The following is a 16,069-nucleotide window of genomic DNA, read 5'->3' as shown; positions in this document are numbered from 1 at the left end:
CCGCACCAGGGAACGTTCAGCCATCCGCTGCCGGGCGCATGGTCGCGGCGGTGGCGATCGCGGCGAGCACCGCGCCGGCCTTGTTGACGCACTCGTCGTCCTCAGCCAGCGGGTTGGAGTCGGCCACGATTCCGCCGCCGGCCTGGACGTAGGCCGTGCCGTCACGCATGAGCGCGGTCCGGATGGCGATGGCGGTGTCGGCGTCGCCGGCGAAGTCGAGATAGCCGACCACGCCGCCGTACAGGCCGCGGCGGGTGGGTTCCAACTCCTCGATCAGCTCCATCGCACGAGGTTTCGGCGCGCCGGACAGTGTGCCGGCGGGGAAGCACGCTGCGACGGCGTCGTAGGCGGTCCTGCCCTCGGCAAGTTCACCCGTAACGGTGGACACGATGTGCATGACGTGGCTGTAGCGCTCGATGCGGAAGAAGTCGACGACGTGCACCGACCCCGGCTTGCAGACGCGACCGAGGTCGTTGCGCCCCAGGTCGACGAGCATGAGGTGCTCGGCCCGCTCCTTGTCGTCGGCGAGGAGGTCCTTCTCGAGCAGTGCGTCCTCGTCGGGATCCGCGCCACGCCACCGAGTTCCCGCGATCGGGTGAGTCGTGGCCTGCCCGTCGCGCACGGTGACCAGCGACTCGGGACTGGAGCCCACGATGTCGAAGCCGTCGAGGCGCAGCAGGTACATGTACGGGCTGGGGTTGGTGGCCCGCAGCACGCGGTAGACGTCGAGCGGGTCGGCGTCGGTGGTCATCTCGAACCGTTGGGAGAGGACGACCTGGAAGGCCTCACCCGCGCGAATGGCCTCTTTGGCGACCTCGATAGCCGCGACGTGCTCCTCCCGGGTCCGCCGGCGCACGTACTCGGGCTTCGGCCGCTCGTAGACGGCCACCGTCGCCGGCGCCGGTGCGTGCAGCGCGCGGGTCATCTCGTCGAGGCTGCGGAGGGCGTTGTCGTAGGCCGCGTCCACCCGTTCGGGGCTGTCGTCCCAGTTCACCGCGTTGGAGATGAGGGTGATCGTGCCCTCGTGATGGTCCAGTGCCGCCAGGTCGGTGGCGAGGAGCATTACCAGTTCTGGCAGGTGCAGGTCGTCCGTGGTCAGGTCCGGCAGGCGTTCCAGGCGGCGGACCGAGTCGTAGCCGATGAAGCCGACCATGCCGCCGGTCAGCGGCGGGAGGCCGGGCAGGGGGTCGGTGTGCAGGCGCTGCACCGTTTCGCGGAGCGCGGCCATGGGGTCACCGCCCTGCGGGAGCCCTACCGGCGGCGTGCCGGTCCAGACGGCCTCGCCGTTCTGCTCGGTCAGCGCGGCGGCGGAACGGACCCCGACGAACGACCAGCGCGACCAGGAGCGCCCGTTCTCGGCCGACTCGAAGAGGAAGGTCCCGGGCCGGCCAGCGGCCAGCTTGCGGTAGACCCCGACGGGCGTCTCGGCGTCCGCGAGCACGCGCCGCACGACGGGGATGACCCGCCGGTCCACCGCGAGCTGCCGGAACTCCTCCCGCGACGGGCTGACCACCCCGAGCCCGACGGCGGGCGCGGCGGCTTCGATCACACTGACCATTCGTCCATTCTGCCGGTCCGGTCCTGGTCGGCCGGCACCCCCTGAATTCATCTAACGTTGAAAAATTTTGCTGCCTCGCGCATGATGGTGGTGTGACGGAGAAGACGCAAGCGACCCGGCGGCGAGGGCGCCGTCCCGGCGGGGCGGACACGCGGGAGGCGCTGGTCAACGCCGCCCGCGAGGTGTTCGTGGAACAGGGCTACGACGGCGCCACGGTGCGCGCGATCGCCACCCGAGCAGGCGTCGACGCCGCGATGGTCAACCACTGGTTCGGCGGCAAGGAAGGCCTCTTCGCCGAGGCGGTGCTCAAGCTGCCGTTCAACCCGAAGGACGTCGTCGAACGCCTGCTAGCCGTCGAGGCGGACGACATCGGCGAAGCCATCGTGCGTAACTTCCTGACCATCTGGGACAACTCCAGGGGCGGGATCTTCACCGCGCTCATGCGCAGCGTCACCAGTCACGAGGAGGCGGCGAGGGCACTGAAGGACTTCTTCTTCAAGCACGTCTTCACGCACGTCATCGCCAAGCTGGCGCCGGACAACCACGAGTTCCGGGCAACCCTGGTCGGCACCCAGATCGTCGGCATGGGCATGGTCCGCTACGTGGTGAAGTTCGAACCCCTCGCGTCAGCCGACATCGACACCATGGTCGCCGCCATCGCGCCCACGTTCCAGCGCTACATCACCGGAAAGATCGACTAGGTGGCTGGGCTTTCCGGCAGGGTCACTGAACGGCCCCCAGGGAGTAGCCCCATCCGATCCGTCTGCTTCCCCCGCCGAGCGCAGCGCCACTGCCTCAGTGATGTCGTCCTGGCCAGCGAATGTCGCGGCCCCGACATCGCTTGAGCGGTTTCATGATCAACGCCAACACAGATGGTTGCGCAGGCATCCCCCACCCATACCCGGGGGGCCACCCCGAGGCCATCGTACCAACCGACAAAGACAAAACCCCAGGTCGCGGCCCCCTGTGGACAACTTTCTCACGCGAGTTCGAGCGAATGGGACACTCGTGCGCCTGCCTACCTTGCCGGGGGCCTGAATCCGCTCGGTGTTCGCTGGCGTCTGATGCCCGTGCCCTTCCGGCCGCCGTGCGTGGTCACCTCGAATCCGGGGGGGCGTGCCCGTCGTCCGGCGCGCGTTGACCTGTGCTCGGCCTCTTTCCTGCGCGTGGCATACCTCGCACCGGCCGGGCCTGTGTGCTCGCCGGTCCGGTCCGTCGGGGTCCCGTCAGAGCAGGCGGTCCTCGTCGAAGCACGTTGATGCGCCTGTGTGGCAGGCCGCGCCTTCCTGGTCGACGACCAGCAGGATGGTGTCGCCGTCGCAGTCGAGGCGGACCTCGTGTACCTGCTGGGTGTGTCCCGAGGTCTCGCCCTTCACCCACAGTTTGCCCCGGCTGCGCGAGAAGTACGTGGCTCGGCGGGTCTCCAGTGTGAGTGCCAGCGCCTCGTCGTTCATCCACGCGACCATCAGCACCTCGCCGGTGCCTCGGCGTTGCGTGACCGCGCACACCAGACCATCGGCGTTGCGCTTGAGCCGGTCGGCGATCTTGGGGTCCAAAGTGGTCATCGGACGACCACTTCCGCTTCCCGCAACGCGTTCTTGACCTCGCTGATGCGTAGTTGTCCAAAGTGGAAGACGCTGGCGGCGAGCACCGCGTCGGCACCGGCGGCCACTGCCGGCGGGAAATGTGCCACGTCACCGGCGCCACCCGAGGCGATCAGCGGCACGTCCACCTCGGCGCGCACCATGCGGATCAGTTCGAGGTCGAAGCCGGCCCTGGTGCCGTCGGCGTCCATGGAGTTCAGCAGGATCTCCCCCACCCCGAGTTCCTGCCCGCGTGCGGCCCACTCGACGGCGTCGATGCCCGTGCCCTTCCGGCCGCCGTGCGTGGTCACCTCGAAGCCGGACAGCGTGCCCGGCGCCCGGCGCGCGTCGACCGACAGCACGATGCACTGCGCCCCGAACCGTTGCGACGCCTCGGAAAGCAGCTCCGGCCGCAGGATCGCCGCAGTGTTGATCGACACCTTGTCGGCGCCTGCCCGCAGCAGCCGGTCCACATCGGACACCTCACGCACGCCACCGCCGACCGTCAGCGGGATGAACACCTGCTCGGCGGTGCGGCGCACCACGTCGAAGGTGGTCTCCCGGTCATGCGAGGACGCCGTGACGTCCAGGAACGTCAGCTCGTCCGCGCCCTCGGCGTCGTAGGCACGCGCCAACTCGACCGGATCGCCCGCGTCGATCAGGTTGGTGAAGTTGACACCTTTGACGACGCGCCCGGCGTCGACGTCCAGACAGGGGATCACCCGGACCGCTACTGACATGCCGTCGAGCCTACGTGGCGGATACTTGCGGTCGAAGAGAGGAGCGGATGTGGCGCGGACCGGCCGGCGACCGGGGCAGACCCAGACCAAGGAGGACATCCTGGCGGCGGCCCGCAACCAGTTCGCCGCACGCGGCTACGGCGGTGCCACGATCCGCGGCATCGCCGCCGAGGCCGGCGTGAACCCCGCGCTCGTGCACCACTACTTCGGCTCGAAGGACCAGGTGTTCGTCGCGGCGCTCAACCTGCCGTTCAACCCGTCCGCGCTGGTGGAGACCATCCTGGACGGACCCCGCGAGCGGGCGGGCGAGCGCGTCGTGCGGCTCTTCCTCGGCCTGTGGCGCGAGCCGGAGACCCGCGCCCCGTTCCTGGCGCTGCTTCGCTCGGTCGCGACCAGTCCGGAGGTCGCCAGGCAGCTGCGAACGTTCCTCGAGACCGCCGTGCTGACGAAGATGGCCGCCGCTCTCGACCTCCCGCTCCTGCGGTTGACCGCCGCCGCCTCCCAGATGCTCGGCCTCGCGATGGTTCGCTACGTCCTGTCCGCCGAGCCGATGGCCTCAGCCACCGACGACGAGGTGGTCGACCTGATCGGACCGGTCATCCAGGGCTACCTCACCCCCTGACCACCGCGGTCGGCCGGGCACCTCGACAGAGCATGTGCGACTCCTTTCCGGGTTGACTCGAGAGTTCAACAGGCGCAGAATTAAACGCATGGCTAATTCCAGCGCCATCATCGTGGATGGCCTGTTTGTGCGGCGAGGAGCGCGCACTGTGCTGCGCGACGTCAGCTTCGCGGTTCCTCGCGGATCTATTACCGGGCTCCTCGGGCCCAGTGGTTGTGGCAAGACGACGCTCATGCGGTCCGTTGTCGGGGTGCAGATCGTGGAGGCCGGCACCGTCACCGTGCTCGGCGAGCCCGCCGGCAGTCCCCGGTTGCGCGACAAGATCGGTTACGCCACACAGAATCCGTCCGTCTACGCGGATCTCACGGTCAGCGAGTCCCTGCGCTACTTCGCTTCGGTTCTACGCGCGCCGGCAGGTGACGTGGCTCGCGTGATCGACGAGGTCGGCCTTGGCACGCATGCCCACCACATCGTCGGCGAACTGTCCGGCGGGCAGCTCAGCCGCGCGAGCCTCGCGGTCGCACTGCTGGGGCGACCAGAGCTGCTCGTGCTCGACGAGCCGACCGTCGGACTCGATCCTGTCCTGCGCGAGGAGCTGTGGACGCTCTTCCGCACGCTGGCCGATCGCGGTGTCACGTTGCTCGTGTCCAGCCACGTGATGGACGAGGCCGCCCGGTGCGAGCGGCTGCTGCTCATGCGCGACGGCGGGATCCTCGCCGACGACACACCCCAAGCCCTGCGCACGACCACAGGCGCGCACGATCTCGAGCAGGCGTTCCTCACGCTTGTCCGCCAACAGGAGGCACTCGCATGAACATGACGTTCGCGCTGGCCACCGCCCGGCGCATCCTCACCCAGCTGCGACACGACCACCGCACGGTCGCGATGATGGTGTTGGTTCCTTCGCTGCTGATGGTCCTCCTTCGGTTCGTGTTCAACACGGAGCAGGCGTTCAGCGCGGCCGCGCCCGCGTTGCTCGCCGTGTTCCCGTTCGCGATCATGTTCATCGTCACGTCGATCACCACCCTGCGTGAACGCACGACGGCGACCCTCGAACGCCTGATGACGTTGCCGATCGGCAAGTTCGACCTGCTGTTCGGCTACGCGATCGCGTTCGGCGTGGTCGCGGTGCTCCAGGTGTTGGTGGCCACCGGGATTTCCTTGACCTGGCTGGGTTTGGAGATCGACGGCTCGGTGTGGTTGCTCATGCTGATCGCCGCGCTGGACGCACTGCTCGGCACCGCACTCGGCTTGTTCGCGAGCGCGTTCGCCCGCACCGAGTTCCAGGCAGTGCAGTTCATGCCGGCGATCGTGATGCCCCAGGTCCTCCTCTGTGGATTGTTCGCACCGAGGGAGTCGATGACCCCGGTGCTGGAGTGGTTGTCGAACGTGATGCCACTATCGTATGCCGTCGACGCGCTCGAATCAGTCACACGTTCGAATGAACTCGATGGGGTACTCACGCGGAATCTCGTAATCGTCGCTGGTAGCGGCGTTCTGGCCCTGATCCTGGGCGCCGCGACACTTCGGCGCCGCACTCCCTGACCGCACAGCCTCGTCCACTCCGGATTCGTTCACGGTGGACCTGGATCTCGCGGGTCTGCGCTGAGAGCCGTCACAGTTACCCGTGGGTACTGTTCCGGATATGTCGGATCTCGAGCGGCTCGGCCGCGGGAGCTATCTCCTGGTCACCACGTTCCGGAAGGACGGAACGCCGGTGCCAACGCCGGTGTGGGTCGGGCGGGACGGGAATGAACTGATCGTCTGGACGCAGGCCTCGGCCGGCAAGGTGAAGCGGGTGCGGAACAACCCGGTGGTCGAGCTGACCGCGTGTGACGCGCGGGGGAAGCCGCGCGGGGAAACCCTCAAGGGGACCGCGCGGATCCTGGACCACGACGACACCGAGCGGGGGCGTCAGGTGCTGCGGAAGAAGTACGGCGTCGCCGGGCGGGTGGTGATCGGGTCAAGCAAGCTCTTCCGTGGCAAGGATGGCACCGTCTGCCTGGCGATCACGCTTGATCAGTGACCGCCGCCAGCGCCTCCGGCAGCGTGAAGGCACCCGCGTACAGCGCCTTGCCGATGATCGCGCCCTCCACGCCAAGCGGGGCCAGGGCGGACAGTGCTCGCAGGTCGTCGAGGCTGGACACGCCGCCGGAGGCCACCACCGGGGCCTTCGCGCGCTCGCACACCTCGCGTAGCAGCTCGAGGTTGGGGCCCTTCAGCGTGCCGTCCTTGCTGACGTCCGTGACCACGTACCGGGCACAGCCGTCCTGCTCCAGCCGAGCCAGCACCGTCCACAGGTCGCCACCGTCCTCGGTCCAGCCCTTCGTGGCCACCCGCCAACCGCCCGAATCGTCGGCGCGTACGTCCAGGCCCACCGCGACGCGCTCGCCGTACGACGCGATCACCTCGGTGCACCACGCAGGGTTGGTGACCGCGGCGGTGCCCAGGTTCACCCGTGCGCAGCCGGTGGCCAGCGCGGCCTCCAGGGACGCGTCGTCGCGGATGCCGCCGGTCAGTTCGACCTGAACGTCGAGCCGGGTCACGATCTCCGCCAGTTGGGCGCGGTTGTCGCCCGTGCCGAAGGCCGCGTCCAGGTCGACGAGGTGGACCCACTCCGCGCCTGCCTCCTGCCAGGCCAGCGCCGCGTCCAGCGGATCGCCGTAGCCGGTCTCGGTGCCGGACCGACCCTGGAACAGGCGAACGGCACTGCCGTCGCGCACATCGACTGCCGGTAGGAGCGTGAACGTCACGCGCGCAGCGTACCTAGAGGTTCTTCAACCAGTTCGTGAGCAGGTGAGCACCCGCGTCGCCGGACTTCTCCGGGTGGAACTGGGTCGCCGACAACGCACCGTTCTCAGCCGCGGCCACGAAATCACAGCCGTGCGTCGCCCATGTCACCTTCGGGGCCGGCATGGGTGGCTCCGGCGCCAGCTCCCACTGACGGACCGCGTACGAGTGCACGAAGTAGAACCGCGTCGACCCGTCGAGACCGTCGAACAGCACCGAGTCCGCCGGCGCGCGGACCGTGTTCCATCCCATGTGCGGCACGATCTCGGCGTCCAGCCGCTCGACGGTGCCAGGCCACTCGCCACAGCCCTCGGTGCGCACGCCGTGCTCGATGCCCAGTTCGAACAGGATCTGCATGCCGACGCACACGCCGAGCACCGGCCGGCCGCCGGCCAGGCGCTGGCCGATGATCCGCTCCCCGGCCACCGAGCGCAGTCCGTCCATGCACGCGGCGAACGCGCCGACACCGGGCACGACCAGGCCGTCGCACTCCAGGGCCGCATGGCGGTCGCTGGTCACCTCGACGTCCGCGCCGACCCGGCGCAGCGCGCGCTCGGCCGACCTCAGGTTGCCTGATCCGTAATCCAGTACGACGACTTTTGCCACCCCTCAAGGTTACGGGGTCAGCTCCGACACGACGTTCGACATTTCCCCATAGTGGAACGCGCGCACTCGAAAGGTGTCGGAGGTCTCGCCGGTCAGGCCGGCGTAGTTGACGTCCGGGTCGACCACGAACGCGACCTCGAACTCACCGCCGGCCTCGCGTTCGATGAGGAACCCGGCCTCGTCGGTCGAGTTGTCCGTCCACATGAGTCGCCGCGCGTCCGCACCGACAGAATCGACGCGGAGGTTCGACGGCGTGCCACCGGGCGACGGCGCGGCGAGCGGGTCCGGCACCGTCCGGGGCACCAGCCAGTCCTCGCCCTCGACACGATCCGTTGCCGGCACGGCGGAAACCGCATCGGACGCGGGACCTTCGATCGGGCGAACGCGGTAGTAGAAGGTGGTCGCCGGCATCAGGTCCGGGTGCAGGTAGCGGTGCCGCGACCTCGGTAGGAAGTCGAGCACCGTGTACCGGCCGTCGACCTCGGTGGCGAACTCGACGACGACGTCACCCCGCTGACCCTCCCACGTCAGGGTGACGTCGTCGCCCGTCAGTTCGCTGGACAACTGGATGCTCTGCGTGGCGGCCGGCGAGCAACCCGCCGCGACGCAGAGCAGTACCGCCGCCCTACTTGCGCCAGAAGCGAATGTCACTCCACACCACCGTGATCGGCCCGGCGCCGCTGTTCGTGCGGTAGGCGCCGAACTTGTCGTAGAAGTCGCCGCCCTCGCTGTCGACGGTGTGCTTGCGCGAGCCGTTGATATAGGTCCGATGTTCGCCGCCCACGACGTGGACGGTGTTCACCCGGACCGTGGTGCCCACGGTCGCGCCGGTGGCGATCGTGTCGCCGCCGTGGACCGCGTAGAGCCGGCCGCCGCGCTCGACGGCGAGCATGAAGTACGCGCCGCCGTGGAACGTCTGCTTGAGACTGATGCGGGTGCCGGTCTGGCTGGTGATCCGGAAGAAGCCCTGGAACTGTCGCGTGCCGCTCGAGTAGGTGGCGTACCGGCGCTCGGCGCGCTGGTCACCACTCGATGTCGAGCAGGTCAATGTGAAAGTCAAGTTGTTGACGTCGCCGCAGCCGCGCTCCTGGACGCTGAAGGTCGGCGCGTAGGACGTCCAGGTGCCCGACTCGACCTGGGCGGCGGCGGGCAGTGCCGAGGCGAGCATGAGCGCGACGGCCGCGCCCAGGCTGGGGAGAAGTTTCATTGGCGTACCCCGATCAGGAAGGCAGGTTAACTAACCGTGGCCACCCGGCCACGGTACGCCAAGATCGCGCTTTGGTCTAGACCAGAACGATCAATCATCGGATGAATTCGCGGACGGCGGCGGCGATCCCCTGCGGATCGAGGCCGTGGACCGCATCGTGCTCCTCTGCCGTTCCGTACGCGCGCACCTCGATGTCGCGGCGGACTCCGAGCGCACGCAGCCGGAGTCCCACGTCGTCGAACGCGGCGGTCACCTCATGGGCGGACGTGCCGGCCAGGTAGGACTCGACGAGCACGACGTCCGTGTGACCCGCGGCCCGCAGGCCGTGGCGGTCGAACGGGCGGACCGTCGAGGCGTACAGCACGGTGACGTCCAGGTCGGCGGTGGCGGCGAGCACGTTGTCGAGCACGGGGCCGACCGCGACGACCGTGCCGCGACCGCCAGCACGCACCACGGTGAACCCGCCGGTCGTGGGGTGCGCGTGACTGTTCTGCCTGGTGGAAAGCCGCAGGTAGACGCGGTCGTCGCCAGTCAGCGCCGCCGGCAGGAGCGCGGCGACCTCGTCCGGGTGGCCGGGAACGTGCACGGTCCAGCCGGGCAGGGTGTCGAGGAGCGCGACATCGCCGGGGCCCTGGTGTGTGCGGCCCCACACCGGGTCGTCGTAGGAGCCGCCGATGCTGACGAGCACGGCGCCGACGTCCTGGTGCCCGAGGTCGAGCTTGATCTGCTCGAACGGGCGCTCGACGAGGAACGGCGTGTAGCTGTGCACGACCGGCCGCATACCGGTGAGCGCCAGTCCCCCGGCCACGCCGACCATCGCCTGCTCGCGGATGCCGACGTTCAGCACGCGGTGCGGGTGACGGGCGCGGGCCGGCGCGAACGCGGCGGCGGAGATGTCGGCCGTGACGACCGCGAGCCGTGGGTCGTCGTCGAGCGCGGCGGTCACGGTGTCCACAAAGGTCTGTCGCATCGTCATCCCTCCCGAATCGTTGCCACCACGGCCTTCGGACCGTCGTGGCGTGCGGTCAGCGCGGCGTGCAGGGCGTCGTGGTCGCGACCGTCCACGGTGGTCGCGTGCCAGCCCTCGACGGCGAACCGGCTGGCGATGCCGCCCGGCCAGCCGTGGCTCGCGGAGCCGTTGTCGATGGCGATGGCGGTCATTCGGTCGAGGTGGAGCCGGCTCGCGAGCGCGATGGCCTCGTGGTTGCTGCCCTCGTCCAGCTCGCCGTCGCCGACGAGCACGTAAACCCGTGGCTTGTGGCGGTTCTGCGCACGCAGGCCGAGCGCGGTGCCGACGGCGAGCGCGAGGCCGTGGCCGAGGGAGCCGCTGCCGATCTCGACGCCGGACACCAGCGTGCGGTCCGGGTGCTGGCCGAGCGGCGAAGCGAAGGTGGTCCAGTCGTCGAGGGTGGCGGGGTCGAGGAACCCCTTGGCCGCGAGGACGGCGTAGTACGCCATCGGGCCGTGGCCCTTGGAGAGCAGGAACCGGTCGCGGTCGGGGTCGTCGACGGTGGCCGGCGAGATGTCGAGCACGCGGTCGTAGAGCACCCACAGAACGTCCAATGTGGACGCGGCGGCCCATTCGTGCTTCTCGTCGCCGGTCATGCGCCGGAACAGGCCGGCGAGGTCGAGAGCGGTCGTCGTCATGCGGACGAGAATGCGACTTCGAGCACACTGGAGGTCAAGCCCGAGTACCTCGACCTAGGTGGAGGTCGCGAGTAGTGTCGGGACCTGTGTCGAAACTGCCCGACCACCTGACGATCGGCGAGGTCTCGCGGCGCAGCGGCGTGCCACACACGGCGCTGCGGTTCTACGAGGAACGCGGGCTGATCCAGTCCGAGCGCACCGCCGGTAACCAGCGGAAATACCCACGTGCCGTACTGCGGCGGCTCGCGTTCATCCGCACCGCCCAGCGAGTCGGGCTGAGCCTCGAGGAGATCCGCGACGCGCTCGCGACGCTGCCGGAGGGCCGCACCCCGACGAAGGCCGACTGGGCGCGACTGTCGAACGTGTGGCGCGGCGAGTTGGACGCCCGGATCGACGCGATGCAGCGGCTGCGTGACCGGCTGACGGCATGCATCGGGTGCGGGTGCCTGTCGCTGAAGTCGTGCCACCTGATCAACAAGGAGGACCTGCTCGCGGCGTACGGGCCAGGGGCGCCGCGGTTGAAAGCGGCCACCGAGGGCGGAATCTGAGCCCCCGGCGGCCTCCGGCCCCCGGTTTCCAGCGTACGGGCGACCCCCGACAGTCAAGCGGGTGAGAACGGCAACGGGGAACGGTTTCACCCACCGAACCCGCGCGAATGGTCCATTCGTGCGCCAGGGGGTCCCCCGATTTCCACGCTACCAACGTGCACCGACGGTTTCGGGCACCGCGCACCACCGCCTGTGGACAAGCCCGCGTGTCCAACGCCCGGCATCCGCGTGTCCAACACTCAGGACCCGCGTGTCCAACAATGCCGACCGCCGAGTTCAACAGTTCAAGCACCCGACTGACTTTGTTCAACTCAATTGAACACGCGGGTCGGAGCCGTTGGACCTGGTGGCTGCACGACTGACCGGCGTGCGACGATCTGGCTATCCCGGACAACCGGCGTTCCTGGCGCCTGAGGCTCGGTGGGCCGAACCGGTGGAGGTAGGCGGGAGCCCGCAGGCGAGGCGCGCGGTCTGGGTCCTCAGTAGTCCCACTGGAGTCGGTGCGCTGTGGTCGCGTCAGCGGAGAGGTTGAACAGCGAATGAAACACGTCAGGGTGGAAGCGACCGCGACCGGCAACCTCCTTGACCCTGATGCATATCTTGGTCTGTTGCCCACGCTGGCCGGCGCTCTTCCGCGTGGCGCGCGGGCGTTCGCTGCCGATCCGGATCATTACGACTTCTTCAGCCGGCGGTGTGTCAAGGACCTCTCGCCCGACACGCTGCTGCGCGGAGCAACCGCTGGCGAGGAGTGGCTGCAACTTGGCTTCCGCCACCACTGCTGGAAGCACGAAGAAGACCTGAGTATTCGCTATGTGGACGTCAACAGTTCAGCCTCGACACGGACACCCAGTCCGACTGGGCCAGCTTCGGTGCGGTCACGTTGGATGAGGTCCTGCCCCACGAGCACGGATGCAGCCATGAGATCGGCTCCTCGACGGATCGCTCACCGTCGTCAGCCGGGACTTGATCGCGACCTGGACCGAAGCTGGCTGTCCGGACAAGCCGTCGAGTAGCTGACCTCGTCGTCTTGTTTGCCGACGGGTGGGGCCGGAGGGCAACAGGGGCGGTCAGCTTTGGGCTCGGTTAGCTCGCCACTCTCGGATTACCTCTTCCACATCCAGTGGGCCCATGCGTAGTGGTGGGCCCACTTGTGGACCGCGGTGGGCGGCGAGGATGCGTTTGTTGAGGTCCGCCACGCTTGTGCGGACCTCACGCTCGTCGCGGAGCTTGGCCAGGCGTTCGGGTAGTGCCGCCACCTCTTTCGGGATGGCGAGCGACGGCGGTAGCAACACGCTCGTGTCGTGGTTCTCGTCGCGGAGCTTCTGTAGCACCCACTCGACGGCGCCGCCCTGGCGTTTCGGCAGTGGCTTGCCGGCGCCCGGGAGGTTGTCCATCTCGCCGCGTTCCTGGGCCAGGCGGATCTGGCGGTCGACCCAGTGCTCGACCGGCATCCCTGGTGGCTTCCTGTCGGTCATGCCTCCATGATGCGCCTGCGGTCAGGACACCATCCAGATGATCGCGCCACCCACCGCCACCGCCGCGCAGATGCCCAGGACCACGGCCAGGACCTTCGCGGTCTTGTACGTCGAGTACACGCCGCCCACGAGGAACCCGGCTACCGCGATCAGGCCGATGACGACCACTTCCTTGGACACTAGAGGGTGCCCTTCGTGCTCGGGATGCCGTGTTGGCGCGGGTCGGCCTCCGAGGCGGCACGCAGTGCGCGGGCCACCGCCTTGTACTGGGCTTCCGTGATGTGGTGCGGGTCGCGGCCGTGGATGACGCGGACGTGCAACGCGATCCTGGCGTGGAAGGCCAGCGACTCGAACACGTGTCGGTTGAGGACGGTCGGGTAGTTGTTGCCCACCACGAAACCCGTCAGCAGCTCCGGCTCGCCCGTCAGCACGCAGTACGGCCGGCCGGACACGTCGACCGCGGCGTGGGCCAGGCACTCGTCCATCGGGATCCATGCGTCACCGAAACGGCGGATGCCACGCTTGTCGCCCAGGGCCTTGCCGACGGCCTCGCCGAGCACGATGGCCACGTCCTCGACCGTGTGGTGGGCGTCGATCTCGACGTCGCCCTTCGCCTGCACCGTCAGGTCGAACATGCCGTGGGCGCCGAACGCGGTCAGCATGTGGTCGTAGAACGGGACGCCGGTGGACACATCCACCTTGCCCGAGCCGTCCAGGTCGATCTCCACGACCACCGACGACTCCTTGGTGGTCCGCTCCACCCGACCGATCCGGTTCACCTGACGATCTCCTTACTGGCGGCGAGGAACGCGTCGTTCTCCGCCGGCGTGCCGATGCTCACCCGCAGGTGTCCTGGGATACCGACGTCGCGGATCAGGACCCCTTGGTCCAGATAGGACCGCCAGGTCGCCGGCGCGTCCGCGAACTGTCCGAAGAGGACGAAGTTGGCGTCGCTCGGCACGACCGAGAAACCCAGGTCCCGCAACGACTCCATCACGCGGTCGCGTTCGTCGGACAGCTTGTGCACGGAGGCGAGTGTGTCCTCGGCGTGCCGCAGTGCCGCGCGGGCCGCTGCCTGCGTCACCGTCGACAGGTGGTAGGGCAGCCGTACCAGCAGCAGCGCGTCGACCATGGCCGGCGCCGCCGCCAGATAGCCGAGGCGGCCGCCGGCGAACGCGAACGCCTTGCTCATCGTGCGAGACACGATCAACTTCGCCGGATAGTCCGCGAGCAGGCCCACCGCGCTCGCCTGCGACGAGAACTCCGCGTACGCCTCGTCGACCACGATCAAGCCAGGCGCCGCCTCGATCAGCGCCCGCAGCTCGTCGAGCGGGATGGAGCCGCCCGTCGGGTTGTTCGGACTCGTCACGAACGCGATGTCGGGCCGGTGCGCGGCGAGCACGTCGGCTGCTGCCGCGGTGTCGAGCGTGAAGTCCGCGCGGCGTGGGGTCGGCGCCCACTCGGTACGCGTGCCGGCCGCGATGATCGGGTGCATCGAGTACGACGGCTCGAACCCAAGCGCCGTGCGGCCGGGACCGCCGAACGCCTGGAGGATCTGCTGCAGGATCTCGTTGGAACCGTTGGCTGCCCACAGGTTCTCGACGGTCAGCGGCACCCCGGTCGACGCCGAGAGGTACGCCGCGAGGTCGGTCCGCAGCGCCGTCGCGTCCCGGTCCGGGTAGCGGTGCAGCGAGGCGGCCGCCTCCGCGACCGCCTGCGTCACGTCCGCGACAAGCGCGGGTGGCGGCGGGTAGGGGTTCTCGTTGGTGTTGAGCCGATATTCGACGTCCAGCTGCGGCGCGCCGTAGGGCGTGCGACCACGCAGGTCATCACGTAACGGCAGATCCGACAGGGACACGGAAGAGCCGAGAACGTGGTCACTCCGCAAGCCGCGTTCCGAGATCACGCCGTACCTCCGAAACGCGCCGTGACCGCCTGCCCGTGTGCCGGCAGGTCCTCGGCGTTGGCCAGCGCCACGACCTTGTCGGCCACGGCACGCAACGCGTCCGCCGAGTAGTCCACGACGTGGATGCCACGGAGGAACGTCTGCACCGACAGGCCGGACGAGTGCCGCGCGCAGCCGCCGGTGGGCAGCACGTGGTTGGAGCCGGCGCAGTAGTCGCCGAGCGAAACCGGGCTGTGCGCGCCGACGAAGATCGCGCCGGCGGCCCGGACCCGCGCGGCGATCGCGGCCGCGTCGAACGTCTGCACCTCGAGGTGTTCGGCCGCGTAGGCGTCCACGACGGACAGCCCGGCGTCCACGTCGGACACCAGGACGCAGCCGGACTGCTTGCCCTGCAACGCGGTCGAGATGCGATCGGTGTGCTTGGTGGCCTTGACCTGGCGGACCAGCTCGGCGTCGACCTCGTCGGCCAGCTCGACCGACGAGGTGACCAGCACGCTCGCGGCCAGGGTGTCGTGTTCGGCCTGGCTGATCAGGTCGGCGGCCACGTGCGCGGGGTCCGCGGACTCGTCGGCGAGGATCGCGATCTCGGTCGGCCCCGCCTCCGCGTCGATACCGACCAGGCCGCGCAGCAAACGTTTGGCGGCGGTCAGGTAGACGTTGCCCGGCCCGGTGATCATGTCGACCGGTTCGAGGGGCTTGCCGTCGGTGTCCGTGCCGCCGTAGGCCATCAGCGCCACGGCCTGCGCGCCACCGACCGCCCACACCTCGGTCACGCCGAGCAGTTCGGCGGCGGCGAGGATGGTCGGATGCGGCAGCCCACCGAACTCGGGCTGCGGCGGGCTGCACACCACCAGCGACTCGACACCGGCGGTCTGCGCCGGCACCACGTTCATCACGACGCTCGACGGGTACACCGCGAGCCCGCCCGGCACGTACAGGCCGACCCGGCGGACCGGCACCCAGCGCTCGGTGACCGTGCCGCCCGGCACGACCTGGGTGGTCACGTCGGTGCGGCGCTGCTCGGCGTGCACCTTGCGGGCCCGCTCGATGCTCTCCTCGAGTGCCTCCCGGACGCCACGGTCGAGGTAGGCGAGGCCGGAGGTCAGCTCACGCAACGGCACGCGGACCGCCGACGGGCGGACGCCGTCGAACCGTTCGGACAGCTCGAGCGCGGCCTCGACACCACGGGCGCGCACGTCGTCGACCAGCGGACGGACATGATGCAGCACCGCGTCCACGTCCACCTCGGCGCGCGGCAGCAGCGCGCGCAACTCGGCCGGCGACAGGACTCGACCACGCAGGTCGGTGCGGCTCAGCATCGGGAACCTTTCCGGGTACGACGACGGTGACAGGTCAAGAGTAAGCGGTGCCACCTGCGCCCGAACGG

General features: G+C 69.1%; 20 protein-coding genes. 6 read left to right on the top strand and 14 right to left on the bottom strand.

The genetic code is table 11. The annotated features are described in order from the left end of the window. Positions 1-16: 16 nt before the first annotated feature. Positions 17-1,558 carry an anthranilate synthase component I gene (locus tag VF106_RS11190; protein ID WP_330839560.1) on the bottom strand — a complete coding sequence of 514 codons (1,542 nt, stop codon included), beginning with the start codon at positions 1,556-1,558 and terminating at the stop codon, positions 17-19. 92 nt (positions 1,559-1,650) lie between these two features. Here VF106_RS11190 and VF106_RS11185 point away from each other — a divergent pair, with 92 nt between their 5' ends. Then, the gene (locus VF106_RS11185; protein ID WP_330839559.1) at positions 1,651-2,259 is read left to right on the top strand and encodes a TetR/AcrR family transcriptional regulator; all 609 of its coding nucleotides are present in this window, start codon (positions 1,651-1,653) and stop codon (positions 2,257-2,259) included. 525 nt (positions 2,260-2,784) lie between these two features. Here the strand turns inward: VF106_RS11185 and hisI are convergent. Both hisI and hisF read right to left on the bottom strand, forming a co-directional pair. Continuing rightward, positions 2,785-3,123, bottom strand: coding sequence for a phosphoribosyl-AMP cyclohydrolase (gene hisI, locus VF106_RS11180; RefSeq protein WP_330839558.1), 339 nt, complete (start codon positions 3,121-3,123; stop codon positions 2,785-2,787). Then, positions 3,120-3,881 carry an imidazole glycerol phosphate synthase subunit HisF gene (hisF, locus tag VF106_RS11175; protein ID WP_330839557.1) on the bottom strand — a complete coding sequence of 254 codons (762 nt, stop codon included), beginning with the start codon at positions 3,879-3,881 and terminating at the stop codon, positions 3,120-3,122. The genes hisI and hisF overlap by 4 nt, the downstream gene beginning before the upstream one ends. Before the next feature lie 49 nt (positions 3,882-3,930). On the opposite strand from hisF, the gene VF106_RS11170 reads away from it, so the two are divergent. From VF106_RS11170 to VF106_RS11155, 4 genes are all read left to right on the top strand, one after another. Next, the gene (locus VF106_RS11170) at positions 3,931-4,503 is read left to right on the top strand and encodes a TetR/AcrR family transcriptional regulator (protein WP_330839556.1); all 573 of its coding nucleotides are present in this window, start codon (positions 3,931-3,933) and stop codon (positions 4,501-4,503) included. 88 nt (positions 4,504-4,591) lie between these two features. Further along, positions 4,592-5,317 (top strand): ABC transporter ATP-binding protein, encoded by a 726-nt coding sequence (locus tag VF106_RS11165; RefSeq protein ID WP_330839555.1) that lies wholly within the window; start codon positions 4,592-4,594, stop codon positions 5,315-5,317. Beyond that, positions 5,314-6,048: an ABC transporter permease gene (locus VF106_RS11160; RefSeq protein ID WP_330839554.1), complete on the top strand. Its 735-nt coding sequence runs from the start codon at positions 5,314-5,316 to the stop codon at positions 6,046-6,048. The genes VF106_RS11165 and VF106_RS11160 overlap by 4 nt, the downstream gene beginning before the upstream one ends. Before the next feature lie 100 nt (positions 6,049-6,148). After that, a complete protein-coding gene (locus VF106_RS11155; RefSeq protein WP_330839553.1) occupies positions 6,149-6,529 on the top strand; it encodes a PPOX class F420-dependent oxidoreductase in 381 nt (126 codons plus the stop codon). Here VF106_RS11155 and priA read toward each other — a convergent pair. The 6 genes from priA to VF106_RS11125 all read right to left on the bottom strand — a co-directional run bounded on the left by priA (position 6,513) and on the right by VF106_RS11125 (position 10,753). Further along, positions 6,513-7,256 carry a bifunctional 1-(5-phosphoribosyl)-5-((5-phosphoribosylamino)methylideneamino)imidazole-4-carboxamide isomerase/phosphoribosylanthranilate isomerase PriA gene (gene priA / locus VF106_RS11150; protein ID WP_330839552.1) on the bottom strand — a complete coding sequence of 248 codons (744 nt, stop codon included), beginning with the start codon at positions 7,254-7,256 and terminating at the stop codon, positions 6,513-6,515. The genes VF106_RS11155 and priA overlap by 17 nt on opposite strands. A gap of 13 nt (positions 7,257-7,269) precedes the next feature. Continuing rightward, positions 7,270-7,899 carry an imidazole glycerol phosphate synthase subunit HisH gene (gene hisH, locus VF106_RS11145; RefSeq protein ID WP_330839551.1) on the bottom strand — a complete coding sequence of 210 codons (630 nt, stop codon included), beginning with the start codon at positions 7,897-7,899 and terminating at the stop codon, positions 7,270-7,272. Between the two features lie 9 nt (positions 7,900-7,908). Further along, positions 7,909-8,550 (bottom strand): fibronectin type III domain-containing protein, encoded by a 642-nt coding sequence (locus VF106_RS11140; protein WP_330839550.1) that lies wholly within the window; start codon positions 8,548-8,550, stop codon positions 7,909-7,911. Continuing rightward, a complete protein-coding gene (locus VF106_RS11135) occupies positions 8,525-9,106 on the bottom strand; it encodes a polysaccharide lyase family protein (protein WP_330839549.1) in 582 nt (193 codons plus the stop codon). The genes VF106_RS11140 and VF106_RS11135 overlap by 26 nt, the downstream gene beginning before the upstream one ends. A 94-nt stretch (positions 9,107-9,200) precedes the next feature. Beyond that, a complete protein-coding gene (locus VF106_RS11130; RefSeq protein WP_330839548.1) occupies positions 9,201-10,082 on the bottom strand; it encodes a transketolase family protein in 882 nt (293 codons plus the stop codon). Further along, positions 10,079-10,753, bottom strand: a complete 675-nt coding sequence (locus VF106_RS11125) for a thiamine pyrophosphate-binding protein (protein ID WP_330839547.1) — start codon at positions 10,751-10,753, stop codon at positions 10,079-10,081. Before VF106_RS11125 ends, VF106_RS11130 begins: the two co-directional genes overlap by 4 nt. A gap of 86 nt (positions 10,754-10,839) precedes the next feature. On the opposite strand from VF106_RS11125, the gene soxR reads away from it, so the two are divergent. Beyond that, entirely contained in the window at positions 10,840-11,301 is a 462-nt protein-coding gene (gene soxR / locus VF106_RS11120; protein WP_330839546.1) for a redox-sensitive transcriptional activator SoxR, read from the top strand. Between the two features lie 1,067 nt (positions 11,302-12,368). On the opposite strand, the gene VF106_RS11115 is transcribed toward soxR, so the two are convergent. Genes VF106_RS11115 through hisD form a run of 5 tightly spaced genes read right to left on the bottom strand, consistent with a single transcriptional unit; the run spans position 12,369 to position 16,001 of the window. Next, positions 12,369-12,776 carry a DnaJ family domain-containing protein gene (locus VF106_RS11115; protein ID WP_330839545.1) on the bottom strand — a complete coding sequence of 136 codons (408 nt, stop codon included), beginning with the start codon at positions 12,774-12,776 and terminating at the stop codon, positions 12,369-12,371. A gap of 21 nt (positions 12,777-12,797) precedes the next feature. Further along, a complete protein-coding gene (locus VF106_RS11110; RefSeq protein ID WP_330839544.1) occupies positions 12,798-12,956 on the bottom strand; it encodes a CG2302 family histidine operon protein in 159 nt (52 codons plus the stop codon). Further along, positions 12,956-13,555: an imidazoleglycerol-phosphate dehydratase HisB gene (gene hisB, locus VF106_RS11105; protein ID WP_330839543.1), complete on the bottom strand. Its 600-nt coding sequence runs from the start codon at positions 13,553-13,555 to the stop codon at positions 12,956-12,958. The genes VF106_RS11110 and hisB overlap by 1 nt, the downstream gene beginning before the upstream one ends. Further along, positions 13,552-14,679 (bottom strand): histidinol-phosphate transaminase, encoded by a 1,128-nt coding sequence (locus VF106_RS11100; protein WP_330839647.1) that lies wholly within the window; start codon positions 14,677-14,679, stop codon positions 13,552-13,554. The genes hisB and VF106_RS11100 overlap by 4 nt, the downstream gene beginning before the upstream one ends. Beyond that, positions 14,679-16,001 carry a histidinol dehydrogenase gene (gene hisD / locus VF106_RS11095; protein WP_330839542.1) on the bottom strand — a complete coding sequence of 441 codons (1,323 nt, stop codon included), beginning with the start codon at positions 15,999-16,001 and terminating at the stop codon, positions 14,679-14,681. The genes VF106_RS11100 and hisD overlap by 1 nt, the downstream gene beginning before the upstream one ends. Positions 16,002-16,069: the final 68 nt, after the last annotated feature.

This window comes from Actinophytocola sp. (assembly GCF_036378875.1).
Classification (GTDB): Bacteria; Actinomycetota; Actinomycetes; order Mycobacteriales; family Pseudonocardiaceae; genus Actinophytocola.
This window is presented reverse-complemented; position numbering and strand designations above follow the sequence as displayed.